Raw genomic sequence first — 16,466 nt, 5'->3', positions numbered from 1 at the left:
TATATTTTTTAAGTCGGTAGCTGCACGGATCGTTAAAAGTTATCTTCCTGTGCATCTTGGTTCTGATAAGGTATTTCCATCTTATGCTGAACATCACGTAATGCAGTACGCAGACCTTCTAGTATGGTTGGGTGATAAAAAGGTGTGTCAAGCATATTCTTAACACTTATGTCGTTGGTAATTGCTGTTGCCAAAATATGACCGATATATTCAGCATCAGGTCCTACCATACTTGCGCCTAGAATTCGGTCGGTTTTTTTGCAGCCATAAATATGCAGTAAGCCACAGTTGACACCCATCACGCGACTACGCCCCTGATTGTCAAAACTGACGCTACCGATGACATACTCTAAGCTTGAGTCTTGCTGGATTTCTGGTAATGACATGCCGACATTGGCAATTTGTGGTGAGCAAAAGACGATAGAGAAAGGAATTGCTGGCGGGCGTATATAAGCATGCTTTTTATTACCACAAATCATATTACCTGCACTATAGCCTTCATCACTGGCTACATGTAACAGCGGTATGTTTACATTGGCATCACCAACAATATAGACATTTAAATCACCAATTTTTCCTGTTTTTTTACTCAAGTTTTTTGGACGCTCTTTTTCATCAAGCTCAACTCCTAGATTTTCGATTCCCAGTTGTTTTATGGTATTGCGGCGACCGGTTGCGACTAGTACATATTCACCTTGCCATTGTTGCTTTTCACCCGCGCTGTTTTTATAATCGAGAAATGCTATTGGCTTTTTACTACTTTGGTTTTTCAATGTGCCCACATTGCCGATTTCACTACCCAAATGCATAGTTAGCTCATTGCTTAAGCAGTCGATCGCTTTATCATTAATATCATTATCTTGAAGTCCAGCTACGCGTTTGACACGATTAAATAGAGTGACCTCTACACCTAAACGTGTGAATGCTTGCGCAAGTTCTAGGCCAATGGCTCCAGCGCCAACAACAGCCATCGATTTCGGTAATTCTGGCAGCTCAAATACGATGTCAGACGTCAGTAAAGTATTACCTAGCTTATCAGCCCAGCCATCTGGAATAAATGGTGTGCTACCTGTGGCAACGATGATTTTTTGGGCCTCAATCACCTGATTATTTACTTCGATCAATCCATGCTCATTGATATGTGCACGGCCGTCGATTTTCTTATCTTCAGGCCATTCTGCGACTTGTTTTTTGATGAAACTGGCAAAATGATTGCGCTCATCACGAACGCGCTTCATCACTTGCTTACTGTCAATTTGAGCTGTGGCGTGAATACCAAAATCTGCAGAATGATTGGCCTCGTGTGCACGTTCAGCGGCTGCAATCAACAGTTTGCTTGGCATACAGCCAACTTGAACACATGTAGTTGTCCAAAATCCATCATTAATGATGACGATGTCATCATGGGTTTTGCTGGCTTGGCGAAAGGCGTTTTGACCAGCAGTGCCTGCACCAATGACAGCTACGGATACTCTGCGCGTGATTTTGGGTGCGGCACTTTTGGCATCAGTATTAGACTTTTTACTCATATTATTCTCAAGTTATAAATGGATTATGACTTATTATATTTATCGTATTTAACATCGCTATTTGACTAAATAGTTAAGGGGTTAACGTTTCAAACAATCGCTCGGTATAGCCTTTAGCGCGTAAATTACGCTGAGCATGAGTTAGCATGCCATTTGTATCAAAAACAAATGCAGAGCGAACTAACCCTAGCGTTATCTTCCCGTACATGTTTTTTTCTTTGATGACCTCAAAATATTGGCATAATTTTTCGTCAGGATCGCTGATCAGCGCAATATTTAGGTCATGTTTCGCGATGAATTTTTCGTGCGACTGCACACTATCGCGTGAGACACCGATAATGTCATAGCCTAAGTCATCAAATTCGTTGAGATGCGCGGTAAACTCTGTCGCTTGCGTGGTACAGCCTGGTGTATTGTCTTTTGGATAAAAATACAGGATAAGTCCTTTATTAGTATTGGCCACCATCTCTTTTAGGTTTATCTCATCATGAATAAAGTTGCCATCTAGTTCTCGTACTATCGTGACGGGAAAGTCAGGTAAGTTTAGCTTTTCTGTGGTTGGCTTTGCCATTGTAGAGTCCTTATTCGTTTTGGTTGTATAGTGGTATTATCTGTAGATCGTATTCTTATTATAGGCAGATTAGCAGAAATACATAATCAGTTTTACATTTTATACCTTTATCACCAACAAAAAAGACTGGCTATTGCCAGTCTTTTTTATGTAGAAGGATTGGTGGGTTAAGCAGGCTTTTGAGGTGGCTGCAAATCTAAACCATCGGTACATTGCTGCAAATCTTTTTGCATGGTTTTGACATAAGGGAGACCAGAGGGGTCTTTTTTGTCTTGCGCGTAGCTTTCAATTTCCCACATTTGACCGATCGTCATTTTGCTGCGGACATCAATAGTACAATTACACAGTTTGGTCGCAGTGCTTTTATCAGCGACTTTGTATTTAACCGCACCATCAACGCAAGTATTAATATTATTTTGCTTAATATCCGCAGCATTTGCTTGTGGTATTGCAAAAATGGCAGCCAAGGCTAAGGGTAGTACTGATAAAAGCTTCATAAATATCCTCTTACAGGTGGAGTCAGTTTTCTGAGTGTGGTGCGCGGATTATTAGGGCATATTCTCATTTTAAAAATGCTGGTAAACATGAAATAGAGTTCTGTCAAACCAGAAAAGAAGCAGGTTGATATCGAAATATAAACCTACTATTTGATGATGTTTGGCAAATTCAGCCCATTTAGAGGACTATTGCTTTAACTGAGGGCGTGCCCTAACGATCCGATGATCAATATGATTATTTATATCTTTCTTTCGATAAATCCAATGCTCAATACCATAGCAAGTATATGAACTAAAATACAGCGATGACATGCTGTGTTAATGCAAGCAAATGTTGTTCGAATGTTAAGTAGTACTAGCGTCTGCTATGGGGGCTAGTAGGATGTATCAAGAGCGATACTTGGTAGGATCCGCAACATCAGCCTGTTCAAAACCCTGACGACGTAATGTACAACTATCACATACACCACAAGCCAGACCGTTTTCATCGGCACGGTAGCAAGAAATAGTTTGTCCATAATCGACACCTAATGACAAACCAAGCTCGATAGTTTTTGCTTTTGATAATTGCTGCAAGGGTGTTTGAATCGATAAATGATGACCAGTGACACCTGCTTTTGTGGCAAGGTTGGCCATATGTTCAAACGCAGAAATATACTCTGGACGACAATCAGGATAGCCAGAGTAGTCGACTGAGCTGACACCAATGACGATATGGTTGGCATCGGTCACTTCAGCGACTGCTAAGGCATAAGACAAAAATATAGTATTGCGTGCTGGTACATAAGTATTGGGAATGGCGTCGTTATCGATCTCGTCATGCTTTTTATTGGGAAATTTATCAGCGTCTCCATCAGGGACGACCATACTGTGATCTGTGAGTGATGAGCCACCAAGTTGAGCGATATCAATATCGATGATTCTATGATTGACTCCAGCCGTCTCCGCAATTGATTTTGCTGCGACCAGCTCGCTATTATGACGTTGACCGTAATCAAAACTAACAGCCGTTACAGAGGCATAACGTGCCTTGGCCCAATATAAACAAGTAACAGAATCAAGCCCACCTGATAATAGTACAACAGCATTCTGGTTGCTATGAAGGGTGATTGAATCAGTATCGGATGTTTGAGGATTGGCAGTGCTCTGTGAGGTAATGTTAGTCATAAGGGTATCTGTTATTGGTTTGCGAAAAACAGTTATTTTAGCAAAAATCCCTACGTTACAGAACCATAATGCCATTATTTAATGTGCGCTTTTCAAACTGCTGATAATATTTGTTATAATTGTTACTTTGAAAGTATCCACGTTAATATAGTCAGTCCTAAATAAAAGAGGCACAACCACAAATACGGGTTACATTTTTCTTGCTTGCTGTGCCTACGCAGACAGAGGCGGCTCAAAATGTAACCCGTATCGCTGTATTTGTTTTATAGTGGATCGACTATACATGCTTTTTTACTACTTTTGACTCTTCTTAAATCGTAAATTGCTTTATAGCAAAACCATCCTTGTAAAGATATTGAGTAACTTATGACCGCAGCGACTTTATTTACACCAACTACGCCTGAGTTTGACGATATATCTGTTGATAATATCAATGACAAAGAAGTGACAACTGAGCCATCATTGTCTTCTGAGTCAGCAGCGTTTAAAAAGCTCCAGAAAAAACTACGTAGACAAGTGTCTTGGGCGATTCGTGATTTTAATATGATCGAAGAGGGTGATGTGGTGATGGTTTGCGTGTCAGGCGGTAAGGACAGCTATACCTTGCTTGATATCTTGTTATTACTCAAGCGTATTGCGCCTATTAGCTTTGATATCGTTGCGGTGAATCTTGATCAAAAACAACCTGGTTACCCAGAAGATATTTTGCCAGCCTATCTAAATGAACAGGGCATTGCTCACTATATCCTAGAAAAAGACACTTATAGTATTGTCAAAAGCGTGGTACCAGAAGGCAAAACTTACTGCTCGGCTTGTTCGCGCTTACGCCGTGGCTCATTATATGGCTTTGCTAAGCAAATTGGCGCGACCAAAATTGCACTGGGTCATCACCGTGATGATATGTTGGCCACATTCTTTTTGAACTTATTTCATGGTGGTACATTAAAATCAATGCCACCAAAGCTTCTGAGCGATGATAAGCAAAACATGCTGATTCGTCCATTGGCTTATGTCGAAGAAAAAGACATCATCGAATACGCTAAATTAAAAGAATTCCCGATTATTCCATGTAACTTGTGTGGTAGCCAAACCAATCTACAACGTGCCATCATTAATGACATGCTACGAGAGTGGGATGATGCGCATCCACAGCGATTAGCGTCTATTTTTAAAGCGATGCAAAACGTTGCACCATCACAATTGGCCGATCGTGAATTGTTTGATTTTGAACAATTAAGTCTCGACCGTGATGACAACGAGCGTTTGTTTGAAGGTGATAATATTCAAGCAGGACAGGCCGATAGTCTGGCTGAGATTGGATTACCCGTTTCACCAAAAACTCAAACGTTTAATCCAAAGTTTATGAGTGAGCAGCAGCATCCATCAGCATCCGACCAAGCAGTAGAGCAAAATCGCACAACACAAAAAATCCCAACGATTAATCCCATTATTTGACAGTTTTATAGCGAAACCTTTGTGGCATTCGATGCTCAATATAAAAAACCAGACCCTAAGGTCTGATTTTTTATATATTTATATATTGGGATTTATTTCTCAGAGGACTGCTTGGCAAATGCTGGTAAGGGAGCAAAACTGATGTCTGAACGTGGCAGCTTTGCAACATCTTGCATACGCCAATTATTTGTACCACTGTTGCTTACGTGAACATAGTATTTGGCCTTGACCGGATCGATATCTGCATGTGCGCTGTATTTATTGCCTTCTTGATGTTGTAGTACCACATCATGGTCTTTTTTAATATCAGTTGCATGCGAGATAGATAGATCTAGCGTATCAGGATAAGTAAGCGGCGTACCGTTCAATAATTCACCTGATTGTAAACTTTGTTCAGGATACTCTAAATAAAAGACAATATCGCCATTATCGGCAAAATGCATTTTGCCATGTAAGTCCAAATCATAAGTGAGCTTATCACGTGACACATCTTGATAGAGTGTCTTGCCGTCCATGTACCAATCATCACGCACGACACTGTCGCGAATTTGATAAGAGTAGTAAACGAAATATATACAAGCAACGACCACAAATGCGGGCATGCCAATCACAAAGATAACAACCATGTAGTTTTTGTACCATGGCTGAGTGTCTTGGTGCTTAAATTTTGATGCTGGAGTAGACATAAAACACCTATCAATTAGACATCTATTAAATAGATATCTATAAACGATTTACCTGCTAGCCAATGCAATGGTAACAGGTAAAATATATAATTGTAGGCAAGCTCGATAATAAATAGCTTACGGCAGCCTACTGACCTTGAGTGGTAAATACATTTTGTTTACTGGCTTTATATTGACCATCTTCACTAGTTACATTTAAGGTAATTGGTGTCTGTTCAAAATCGATAACATCAGGATCACCATAAATACTCACTGGCATATCGAAATTTTCACCTGCTTCTAATGGTACATCATTAAACCGAAGTTCTAAACTTAGACCATCTTGTGGTGTGAGGGTTATTTTATAGCTATGAGGTTCTTGAGTTTTATTAGTCAGCTTAACGATATAGCTGTTTTCGATCATGCCTTGATTGTTAACGGAAGACAACTGATTACGGTCACGGCGAATATCAATCTCTAAGGGCACGCGATCCGTCAATGCATAAATAACACCACCACATAAAATGCTAATAACGGCTAAATAGGCAAATAGGCGTGGACTGATAACACGGGTATTTTCTTTTTCTGACAATTGTCGTTCTGTTGTATATCGAATAAGTCCTCGTGAATAACCAACTTTATCCATGATTTCATTACAAGCATCAATACAAGCAGCACATTGGATGCAAGCAACTTGTAATCCATCTCGAATATCGATACCAGTTGGGCAGACCTGCACACACATGGTACATTCAATACAGTCACCTAAATGCTCAGGATGTGTGCCTTTTTTGCGTGCACCGCGTGGCTCACCGCGTTCATAATCATAAGACACAACCAAGGTGTCTTTATCAAACATCACGCTTTGAAAACGTCCATACGGACAGATTTGGATACACATCTGCTCACGCATGTAACCCGCATTGGCGTAGGTCGCAAAGGTAAAGATAAACATAGATACCCATATCCATGTTGGCCAGTCGGGGAGAGGAACAAACCCCATCATTTGCCAGCTATGATATAAATAATCTGTTCCAGCAACGTAGCTCACAAAAGTCGCTGCTGTAATTACTGACAGTGCAAACCAAATAAAATATATTAAAAAGCGCTTAAAGGCCTTTGTTGCACTCATTGGTGCTTTATCAAATTTGACACGTTTATTACGGTCACCAATCACCCATTTTTCGACATGTTGATAAAGGTGAGTCCAAATCGTCTGGGGACACGCATAGCCACACCATACACGACCTGCATAAACCGTTACCATAAATAATGTAAAAGCAGCAATGATCGCAAAGGCCGCAATAAAATAAAAATCTTGGGTTAAAAAAGTCATACCAAAAATATAGTAATGCTGCGAAGGAACATCAAACCATATTGCCTGTCTACCATTGTAACGTAGCCATGGCAAAAGCAAAAATGCTGCCAAAAGTGCATACATTGTGATGATACGAATATTTTGATAAAAACCTTTAACAAATCTAGGATGAACACGGTGCTTGGTCGCATCAAGGTCAACCTGTTGTACAGGAATTTTATTGGGTTGTTGTGCTGACATAAACGTGCCTCTTTAAAAAAAGAATCAGTTTGCTGGCATGATGAACAAACATCTGTGATTATCAGATGTATGAGGGTGCAATGTTATCAATGTCAGTAAGTAGCGGATAAATTATTGCATCGCAAAATAGTTTATCTTATCTACCAAATGATCGATTACGAATAGCTTAATGAGAATGAAAACAGTTCTTTAAATCAGCGACTAAAGAGATGTTTTTAGGTATGACTATTTTAACATTCTCTTTGCTAAAAATGGGGTGATAATCTCAAAAAGCAATCAATATATTATGACTTGCTATAAGCAAATCGATAGCCTACTAAATAGGTCAAAAGATAGCTGTATAAAAAAAGAGAGAACTGCAATAACAGTTCTCCCTTCATTCAAATTCATTCATTTACGACTAAAATCACTGACTAAAAAGTATTAATTAGCAGTAGTTTCTACCACTTCGGTTGCTGGTGTAGCTGTTACCGCAGTTTGAGAGGTAGGTTGAGTTGTCTTATCTGACAATGAGTAAACGTAGGCAGCAAGTAGCATAATGCGTTCGTTACCTAGCTTGCTTTCCCATGCAGGCATAACGCCAGCACGACCATAGCGTAAGGTATCACGAATAGTTTCACGATCACCACCAAACAACCAAATATTATCAGTTAAGTTAGGTGCACCTGCTGAAATCATGCCTTTAGCGTCTGTACCATGACAAAGTACACAGTTGGTTGGTTGTTCAAAAAGTACTTTACCTTGCGCAACCATGGTTTGATCAAGATCATAATCATTTTGGTTGCCAGAGATAGATAGTACATATTCAGCAACCGCACGGACACCATCTTCACCAAGGTTGTCACGCCACGCAGGCATTGGTAGTTTTTCAGGTTCTTTCTTGTAGTCTACACCAACATGCCAACCATTATGCAAAGTAAGCAAGATATTGCCAGGCTCTCCACCATGCAACCAATCGTTATCAGTAAGATTCGGATAGCCAGTTGCACCTTTAGCATTAGATCCATGACAAACCGAACAGTTCTGCAAGAATAAACGGCTACCAGCCTTCAATGCATTTGGGTTTGTTGATAGCTTCTCAACATAAGGCGCAAGTTCTGTTACCTTATCATTGATTTGATCCTGCAAGTTATCAGGCGCTGTTTCGCTATGACGCAATGTTGCTTGCATATCAGCAAGTGTTGCTAACGTAGCGGTAGCACCACTGGCGTCTGCTTTTGCCAAGATATTCTGCTCAAAGTTATCCGTAAAAAGTTTATCGTTGCTTTCAAGGTCACTTGCAAGCTCAGTTTTAGTAGTCCATGGTACAGTTTTGCCATCGACTACTTCTGTAGCTAAACCTTCCCATTTTGACGGGAATATAGCTGGGAAAAACACCCAGTAGGCAACACCCCAAAAGATTGAGCCAAAAAATATTACTAGCCACCACTTAGGCAATGGTTTGTCATATTCTTTGATACCGTCATAGGTATGGCCAGTGGTGCCATCTTCTTCTACTTCGGGTTTGTATTTTAGAACAAATAACAAAACCCCAAGAATGAACAGCCAGCAGCCGATACTTATTATAGTAATCCAAGAACTCCAAAAAAATGTCATCGTTCATCCTTATTGCGTTGCTCTTCAGACAGAGATTTTATATCCTCGTCATCAAGCGCAAGTTGTGCATCTTCTTCGAAGCGTTTTTTGTTTTTTGGCGAATACGCCCACCATGCAACACCTACGAAGGCAACAAAGGCAGAAACGGTCGCAATTGTTTGTAATTCACCAATACCCATTAGCGCTGTCCTTCCATCGCTGTGCCTAGTTGCTGTAGATAGGCAACCAAAGCGTCAAGCTCAGTGGCACCAAGTACAGCATCTGGTGCTTTTTCGATATCTTCTTCAGTATAAGGAACACCGAAGCGATCACGGAATAGACGCATTTTATTTTGAATGTTTTCACCATCCACTTCATTCTCAGCAAGCCAAGGGAACCCAGGCATTACAGATTCAGGAACGAGTGAGCGTGGTGCAATCAAATGCTGCTTTTGCCAATCTTCAGAATAGCGTCCACCAACTCGTGCTAGATCTGGTCCAGTACGTTTTGAGCCCCATAAGAATGGATGATCCCATGTGGATTCTGCAGCACGCGAATATGGTCCATAACGTTCGACTTCAGCACGTAGTGGACGAATCATTTGAGTGTGACAGACGTGACAACCTTCACGAATATAAATATCACGACCTTCGAACTCTAGTGCAGTCCATGGTTCCATAGTGGGAAGGGGAGCGTTTACGCCACCTTCTTCAGGAGCTTTGTTGTCATATATCAGTGGTACGATTTCAACTAGCGTTGCGAAGCTAATAGCAATAACAATACCGATGACCAACAAGCCTGTATTTTTTTCAATAATTTCATGCGGTGTACCAGCCATGATCGCTCCTTATACGTTAGCTGTCGAAGGTTTTTCGACACTAGGTTCATGATCCGTTGGATCAGCGACATCTACAGGCTTACCTTCTGGCATCTTGAGTGTTTTATAGCAGTTATAAGCCATAACGAACATTCCAGATACATATAAGAAGCCACCAAAAGCACGACCAATATATGGGAAATGTGAGAATTGGACGGTATCAACGAAGCTATAAACCAATGTGCCATCTGGATTAGTTGCAAGCCACATCATGCCTTGACCAATACCTGAGATCCACATAGATACAATATAGAAAATAGTACCTGCAGTCGCTAGCCAGAAATGCGTGGTGATTAAGCTGATAGAATACATTTTTGGTTTGTTATAAATACGTGGTAATAATACGTATAGTGAACCAATGGTAATCATACCTACCCAACCAAGCGCACCTGAGTGTACATGCCCTACGGTCCAATCCGTGTTATGCGATAGTGCATTGACTGTCTTGATAGACATCATTGGGCCTTCGAATGTCGACATGGCGTAGAACGACAGTGCAACAATCATAAAGCGAATGATTGGATCGGTACGTAACTTATCCCAACTTCCAGATAGTGTTAGTACACCGTTGATCATACCACCCCAAGATGGTGCAAATAGGATGATTGAGAATACCATTGCTAATGACTGCGTCCAATCTGGAAGCGCTGAATAATGCAAATGGTGACCACCAGCCCACATGTATGAAGCAATTAATGCCCAAAAGTGAACGATAGATAAACGGTAAGAATAGATAGGGCGACCAATCTGTACTGGAACGAAATAGTACATCATTCCAAGGAAGGCTGCCGTTAGATAAAAGCCTACGGCATTATGACCGTACCACCACTGCACCATCGCATCAGTTGCACCGCCAAATAACGAATAAGACTTGAATGCACTAACAGGAATCGACATGCTGTTTACGATATGCAGTAACGCAATCGTAATAATAAAAGCTGCAAAAAACCAGTTAGCCACATAAATATGTGAGGTCTTACGTTTGATAAGTGTTCCAAAGAACACAATGGCATATGATATCCATACCAGTGCAATCAAAATATCGATTGGCCATTCAAGTTCAGCGTACTCCTTTGTTGAGGTTAAACCTAAAGGAAGCGTAATGACTGCTGACACGATCACTGCTTGCCAACCCCAAAAGGTAAACCAAGCCAGATAAGGTGCAAACAATCTTGTCTTACAGGTACGCTGAACGATATAGTAAGATGTGGCGAACAGGGCAGAGCCACCGAACGCAAAAATGACCGCATTGGTATGTAGCGGCCTTAAACGACTAAAAGTCAGCCATGGAGTATCAAAGTTAAGTGCTGGCCATGCTAACTGTGAAGCAATGAACACACCAATACTCATGCCGACGATGCCCCATGCAACGGCCATTATCGTAAAGAATCTTACGATAGTAATTTCGTACTCACGGTCCACTGGGGCGACTGCTGTGTTTTGTAAACTCATTGGATGATTCCTTTACAGCCCGAATTATCAACAGAATTAACTAACGCTCCGCGCTATCTGTATCATAATAATGGATAATCAAATAGTAGTTGCGGTACATGCTATTTTTGGCTTACTTATCGCTGTAACATTATTAACTATCAATCTGAATTATATATCAGCTGGTACTCATATATACAGAGGCGTCTAAAATACACAGCGCTCATGATCAATCGATAGTAGGATTATTAATAAACTGTTCAGGTGAATAAGAAAATGTGCCGTTTTGAGCATCAAACATCTAATGAGACTAAGTATTTATCTTAATTATTACCAAAATCTGTACCAATGAAGATAGATACCAATATCCATAGGGCCGTAAGAACGCACTGACCATAGAAGTATGCTAGCGGCGGCTGACAAAAAAACATGTTTACGTAATGTTTAGTTAAAACTCCCGACTCTGTTTAAGGGTATTGTAACGCAATCCTAATAAAATATCATCAGAACTATGCGGCAAAATACAAACTCTTTGGTAAAAAATATAGCGAACAACTTATCGCTGTCATACTTTCGGTCTATTTTATACACAAAGTTGTCGCTATTCTAGGGGATGTATTTGTATCAATCAATAACAATAAATACAGTATTTGCTTATAAACCCTAGAAAGAGTTTTGTAACAATAACAGCATGAGTCTTCTAATTAAGTTTTACTTATTATCAACATGACCCTTATAATACCGATAAATATAGTGGTTGATTGTTGATATCACTGTTTTGAAAAATAAAGGCTCTTTTTAGAGGACACGCCCTAGTAATTACCTTATAAATAATTAACCAATTAGGTAAGGGTACTAAAAACCTCTATTCTTAAATAATATAAATCAAGGACAATAGCATGGCAGTTTTTTTGACAAACGAATGGTTTGAGCAAGTTGAGCAGATGGGTCAGGAAGCAGGTGAGCTGAATTTACCACCAGCACTTGCAAGTATGGTCGTCAATTTAAAGGTGTCGGATACTGAACAGGATATCGAAGCTAATTTCACCAATGGTTTATTACATCGCGGTTTGAACGATGCTGCAACGACGACATTGCTTCTGGATCGCAGTATTTTGCAATCAATCATCACTGATTTTGATACCAATGAAATCATGGGTGCGTTTATGGGTGGCAAAATCCGTGTAGAAGGTGATATGTCACAATTAATGGCAGTGCAAACAGCACGTCCAAGTGATGAACAAAAAGAGCTGTATATGCGTATTAAGTCAATGACGACGATGGCTTAATTTTAGGTCTATATGATTGTTGTTGAATAATGAGAATAGATATGCAAAAAAGCCTCTAATATATTAGAGGCTTTTTTATCGGTAGGTTAGACAGTTGCATATTCGGTATTTTACTAGCTAACTTTGGATTTTTGCGATGTATTTTTCTGGTTTTGTTTATAGATTGCCGCTTGCAGCCAGACGTTTGCTTGCACATAGTCGTGTACTTTAATGGTCGCAGTTTCTGGTGTATTAAGTGCACCGATACGTATTACAAATGGATCTGCATCTTGTTCACGTAATACCACCACGTCGAACAGAATAATTGACTTACCATTGAATACGGTTTCTTGCTTGCCAAGTACTTGACCTTGACACCATGCTTCATCCTCTTGTCCAAGCGTATCACCAAATAGATAAGCACACATGTGACCCAAGTTGATCTCGACTGGTGCCATTTGCTCTTTGGTCTCAGGCTTCCACTCTTTGATTTGCTCTTGCAGGTCATCAGGTATTTTTCCATCATTGGCTGCCACGATATCATTGAAAGCACGATGGTAGCGAATGGACTCTTGATCTTCGACCATAATTACTTCGTTTTGTTCGCTCGGTTTAATTTCGTGTGCCCAAGCGCTAAAGTTGACAAAATAAGAGCTATCTCGCTGGTATAGGTGACGATTGGTGGTATAAAGCTGATCAAAAGCATAAATAATACTACCGTCAGCTGTATGCAAGCGCAGTACCGCATCATGGGAATTGTCGTTCACGATAATGCGCTCAATTTTACAATGCAGACCATATGGACTATCGACGCAAGGGTAGGCATTGATGAAGCACTCAGGCTTGCCGTTATTCATCGCGAGTACTTGATTGATATGACAGGGCTGATCTTCCGATAGGAGTAAACAGCTATCTTGAGAGCTGACATTACTATTAAGGCCTTTAGGCATCGCTGCGTGTTCAATCATTTTCTGTAGCCATTCTGGCACGTCATGACTCATGTCTTCGGTCAAAATGCGCCAATGATCAGCATGACCTGCAGATTGCTCATCGGTTAAAGTGATCTTGGTGGGGGCCTGGATGTTCTTATATTGATAATTGATGGTCATGAGAATACTCAAAATTAAGTCAACGTGAAGTTTGGCGCTAAAACTGCTATTACTGACCATCATAACCTTAATTTATTGAATATGAAGGTTTTGATAGTCTGTAATGTTGTCGTCAGCAAAAGGTCAACAAACAACAATGAATGGGTAATGACAATTGTCCTTAGCATACAATATATAGGTATTGACGCAAGTAATAGCAAGTCCCTCATAAAAAATAGTAACAAAACCGCATTTTTTAGCAAAAATCATACTCAGTTTTTGCTAATGATTGGCACATATCCGCGAATTTGTGTCAAACTAGCTCCCTTTTGACGGCTGTCTTTGGCTCGTCTGAAACCCAATTTGTGTGCTCATTTTATAGTACATATAAAGTTGCACGTAGATAAGATAAAGAGTTTGAATATGTTTCGTCCTTTAGCGTTGTTTATCGGCTTACGATATACCCGAGCAGAGCGTAGTAATGGTTTTATCTCCTTTATCTCGCTTATCTCAATGATTGGTTTGACTCTTGGTGTTGCTGTCTTGATTACAGTGCTATCGGTCATGAATGGTTTTGATCGGGAGTTGAAAACTCGTATTTTAGGTATGGTGCCGCAAGCAACGGTCGTCTCATCAGAAATTATCAGTGATTGGCGAGAATTAGCGGATAAGATTGAAGAAGATCCAGAAGTTGCTGCAGTGGCACCTTTTATCCAATTGCAAGGGATGCTGACATCAAATAGTCAGGTCGCAGGCATTATGGTGACGGGTATTGATCCTGAATATGAGAAAAAAGTGTCTATCATTGATGATCATATGGTTGCTGGTAGCATTGATACACTACAAGACGGTGATTTTAGTATTGTACTGGGCGAAGAAATGGTGCAGTCACTAGGACTGCAACTGGGTGATAAAGTCACGCTAGTATTGCCAGAGGCATCTCCTTCACCGGCAGGCGTGATACCACGATTTAAACGTTTTACGTTAACAGGTGTTTTTAGTATTAGCCCTGAAGTGGACAGTTTAATGGCTTTTATTCCTATGAGTGATGCAGCAAAACTAATGCGTCTGCCTGAAGGGGCGCAAGGTGTGCGCATGAAGCTCCATGATATTTTTACTGCGCCAATAGAGTCAGAAAAAGCGGCAGCGCTAGCGCCTGGAAAATTGTATCCCAATGACTGGACACAAACGCATGGTAACTTATTTGGTGCGATTCAAATGGAAAAAGCGATGGTGGGATTACTGCTTTTCTTAATTATTCTCGTCGCCGCCTTTAATATCGTGTCTAGTTTGGTCATGCTCGTTACGGACAAAAAAGCTGATATTGCAATTTTGAAAACTTTTGGTGCCTCTCCGCGCTTAATTACTCAAGTATTTATGGTGCAAGGTGTGGTCATTGGATTTATCGGTACGATTGCTGGCACGATACTGGGTATCATATTTGCACTTACCGTTAGTGATATTTTGGGATTTATCAATCAAGCATTTAACCTCAATTTATTTGATGCTTATTTTGTTAACTATCTGCCATCGCAGTTACGTTTTGTAGATGTGGTATTAATTACAGGTGCTTCATTTACTCTGAGCTTCTTGGCAACTATTTATCCAGCACGTCGAGCGGCTAAAATTCAGCCAGCCCAGACGCTGCGTTACGAATAAATAAATTTGTGAGCAGATGAGATCGTTGAAAGTCTATATAGAGTTGATAACACTTTATAAAGCATTAATACTCGTATAAATAGAATAAAGGAAGTGCCATGTCTGTTATTTTAGAGGCAAAAAATATCAACAAGATATATGATGAAGGGGCGGTCAGCACGCAAGTGTTGACTGGTCTGGATTTGACGGTCAAGCCTGGTGAGCGCATCGCTATTGTCGGCACCAGTGGTTCAGGTAAAAGCACCTTGTTACATTTGCTCGGGGGGTTGGATACACCAACCAGCGGTGAAGTTTGGTTACATGGGCAGTTATTAAATAGTATGAATGAAACTGAGCGCGGTGCGATGCGTAATAAGCATTTGGGTTTTATTTATCAGTTTCATCACCTGTTGGCTGAATTTACGGCTATCGAAAACGTCGCGATGCCACTGCTGATGAGACCTAAAGTATCAACGGCTGTCGCACGTCAACAAGCGATTGAAATCCTAGAAAGCGTTGGTCTTGAGCATCGTTTGATGCATAGACCCGGTGAGTTGTCAGGCGGTGAGCGTCAACGAGTAGCGATTGCTCGTGCGTTAGTGACTAAGCCATCACTTATTTTGGCAGATGAGCCAACAGGTAACTTAGATTATGATAATGCGCAAAGTGTCTTTGGGCTGTTGTCAGAGCTGCAAAACACCATGCAAACGGCATTATTAATGGTGACGCATGATCGTAATTTAGCGGCACTGGCAGATCGTCAGCTCTTACTTCGCAATGGATATTGGGCAGAATATTAAGTCTCTCAGCGCTGACAAGGATAAATTATGATGAATAAAAATGAAGATCCAATTGCTGCTTTTGGTAGCGCTGAAGAGGGTAACGAGCCATTAAAGCCTTATATGGACCCAACGTTATTTGATACCATTGATGAACAAACGCAAATAGATTTGCTGACGCCTGTTTTTGATGCCATTACTTTGGCAGGTGTGGATTACGATCTACAAGCTCAAGACAGTGCAACAGGCAAGCGTTATACACTGTCTAAAGGCGAAAGCGTATTGGATGTATTTGTAATGGATAATAACCTGACTGACAATGTTATAGGCGCAATCAGTAAGAGTGAAAAAGACTGAGTTTTATAATT

The 16,466-nt window shown here is 40.5% G+C and carries 16 protein-coding genes; 5 read left to right on the top strand and 11 right to left on the bottom strand.

Going from position 1 to position 16,466, the window contains the following annotated elements; all coding sequences use genetic code 11:
• Window positions 1-32 precede the first annotated feature (32 nt).
• The 4 genes from ACT3SX_RS05045 to queC all read right to left on the bottom strand — a co-directional run bounded on the left by ACT3SX_RS05045 (window position 33) and on the right by queC (window position 3,764).
• The gene (locus ACT3SX_RS05045) at window positions 33-1,529 is read right to left on the bottom strand and encodes a dihydrolipoyl dehydrogenase (RefSeq protein ID WP_192519014.1); all 1,497 of its coding nucleotides are present in this window, start codon (window positions 1,527-1,529) and stop codon (window positions 33-35) included.
• 73 nt (window positions 1,530-1,602) lie between these two features.
• On the bottom strand, window positions 1,603-2,100 hold the full coding sequence (locus tag ACT3SX_RS05040) for a peroxiredoxin (RefSeq protein WP_192519015.1): 498 nt from the start codon (window positions 2,098-2,100) through the stop codon (window positions 1,603-1,605).
• 167 nt (window positions 2,101-2,267) lie between these two features.
• A complete protein-coding gene (locus ACT3SX_RS05035) occupies window positions 2,268-2,597 on the bottom strand; it encodes a hypothetical protein (RefSeq protein WP_192519016.1) in 330 nt (109 codons plus the stop codon).
• Between the two features lie 387 nt (window positions 2,598-2,984).
• A complete protein-coding gene (gene queC, locus ACT3SX_RS05030; RefSeq protein WP_192519017.1) occupies window positions 2,985-3,764 on the bottom strand; it encodes a 7-cyano-7-deazaguanine synthase QueC in 780 nt (259 codons plus the stop codon).
• Between the two features lie 366 nt (window positions 3,765-4,130).
• Here queC and ttcA point away from each other — a divergent pair, with 366 nt between their 5' ends.
• Entirely contained in the window at window positions 4,131-5,219 is a 1,089-nt protein-coding gene (gene ttcA / locus ACT3SX_RS05025) for a tRNA 2-thiocytidine(32) synthetase TtcA (RefSeq protein WP_192519018.1), read from the top strand.
• A 92-nt stretch (window positions 5,220-5,311) separates the two neighbouring features.
• Here the strand turns inward: ttcA and ACT3SX_RS05020 are convergent, their stop codons facing one another.
• The 6 genes from ACT3SX_RS05020 to ccoN form a co-directional block, all read right to left on the bottom strand.
• Window positions 5,312-5,905 carry a FixH family protein gene (locus tag ACT3SX_RS05020; RefSeq protein WP_192519019.1) on the bottom strand — a complete coding sequence of 198 codons (594 nt, stop codon included), beginning with the start codon at window positions 5,903-5,905 and terminating at the stop codon, window positions 5,312-5,314.
• A 127-nt stretch (window positions 5,906-6,032) separates the two neighbouring features.
• Window positions 6,033-7,442, bottom strand: a complete 1,410-nt coding sequence (gene ccoG, locus ACT3SX_RS05015) for a cytochrome c oxidase accessory protein CcoG (RefSeq protein ID WP_192519020.1) — start codon at window positions 7,440-7,442, stop codon at window positions 6,033-6,035.
• Between the two features lie 423 nt (window positions 7,443-7,865).
• Entirely contained in the window at window positions 7,866-9,038 is a 1,173-nt protein-coding gene (ccoP, locus tag ACT3SX_RS05010) for a cytochrome-c oxidase, cbb3-type subunit III (RefSeq protein ID WP_192519021.1), read from the bottom strand.
• Window positions 9,035-9,217 (bottom strand): cbb3-type cytochrome oxidase subunit 3, encoded by a 183-nt coding sequence (locus ACT3SX_RS05005; protein WP_192519022.1) that lies wholly within the window; start codon window positions 9,215-9,217, stop codon window positions 9,035-9,037. The genes ccoP and ACT3SX_RS05005 overlap by 4 nt, the downstream gene beginning before the upstream one ends.
• A complete protein-coding gene (gene ccoO / locus ACT3SX_RS05000) occupies window positions 9,217-9,855 on the bottom strand; it encodes a cytochrome-c oxidase, cbb3-type subunit II (RefSeq protein WP_192519023.1) in 639 nt (212 codons plus the stop codon). Before ccoO ends, ACT3SX_RS05005 begins: the two co-directional genes overlap by 1 nt.
• A gap of 9 nt (window positions 9,856-9,864) precedes the next feature.
• Window positions 9,865-11,346 (bottom strand): cytochrome-c oxidase, cbb3-type subunit I, encoded by a 1,482-nt coding sequence (ccoN, locus tag ACT3SX_RS04995; RefSeq protein WP_192991986.1) that lies wholly within the window; start codon window positions 11,344-11,346, stop codon window positions 9,865-9,867.
• A gap of 878 nt (window positions 11,347-12,224) precedes the next feature.
• On the opposite strand from ccoN, the gene ACT3SX_RS04990 reads away from it, so the two are divergent.
• Window positions 12,225-12,614, top strand: coding sequence for an SCP-2 sterol transfer family protein (locus tag ACT3SX_RS04990; protein WP_192519025.1), 390 nt, complete (start codon window positions 12,225-12,227; stop codon window positions 12,612-12,614).
• A gap of 113 nt (window positions 12,615-12,727) precedes the next feature.
• Here the strand turns inward: ACT3SX_RS04990 and ACT3SX_RS04985 are convergent, their stop codons facing one another.
• Entirely contained in the window at window positions 12,728-13,702 is a 975-nt protein-coding gene (locus ACT3SX_RS04985) for a hypothetical protein (protein WP_192519026.1), read from the bottom strand.
• Between the two features lie 402 nt (window positions 13,703-14,104).
• Here ACT3SX_RS04985 and ACT3SX_RS04980 point away from each other — a divergent pair, with 402 nt between their 5' ends.
• From ACT3SX_RS04980 to ACT3SX_RS04970, 3 genes are all read left to right on the top strand, one after another.
• Window positions 14,105-15,340 carry a lipoprotein-releasing ABC transporter permease subunit gene (locus ACT3SX_RS04980; RefSeq protein WP_192519027.1) on the top strand — a complete coding sequence of 412 codons (1,236 nt, stop codon included), beginning with the start codon at window positions 14,105-14,107 and terminating at the stop codon, window positions 15,338-15,340.
• Window positions 15,341-15,438: 98 nt separating this feature from the next.
• Window positions 15,439-16,119 carry a lipoprotein-releasing ABC transporter ATP-binding protein LolD gene (gene lolD, locus ACT3SX_RS04975; protein WP_192519028.1) on the top strand — a complete coding sequence of 227 codons (681 nt, stop codon included), beginning with the start codon at window positions 15,439-15,441 and terminating at the stop codon, window positions 16,117-16,119.
• 27 nt (window positions 16,120-16,146) lie between these two features.
• A complete protein-coding gene (locus ACT3SX_RS04970; protein ID WP_225739134.1) occupies window positions 16,147-16,455 on the top strand; it encodes a hypothetical protein in 309 nt (102 codons plus the stop codon).
• The last annotated feature ends 11 nt before the right edge of the window (window positions 16,456-16,466 follow it).

This window comes from Psychrobacter sp. AOP31-B2-9, assembly GCF_052378005.1.
Taxonomy (GTDB): Bacteria; Pseudomonadota; Gammaproteobacteria; order Pseudomonadales; family Moraxellaceae; genus Psychrobacter.
The sequence above is the reverse complement of the archived record's forward strand: the minus strand, read 5'-3'. Positions and strand labels throughout refer to the sequence as shown.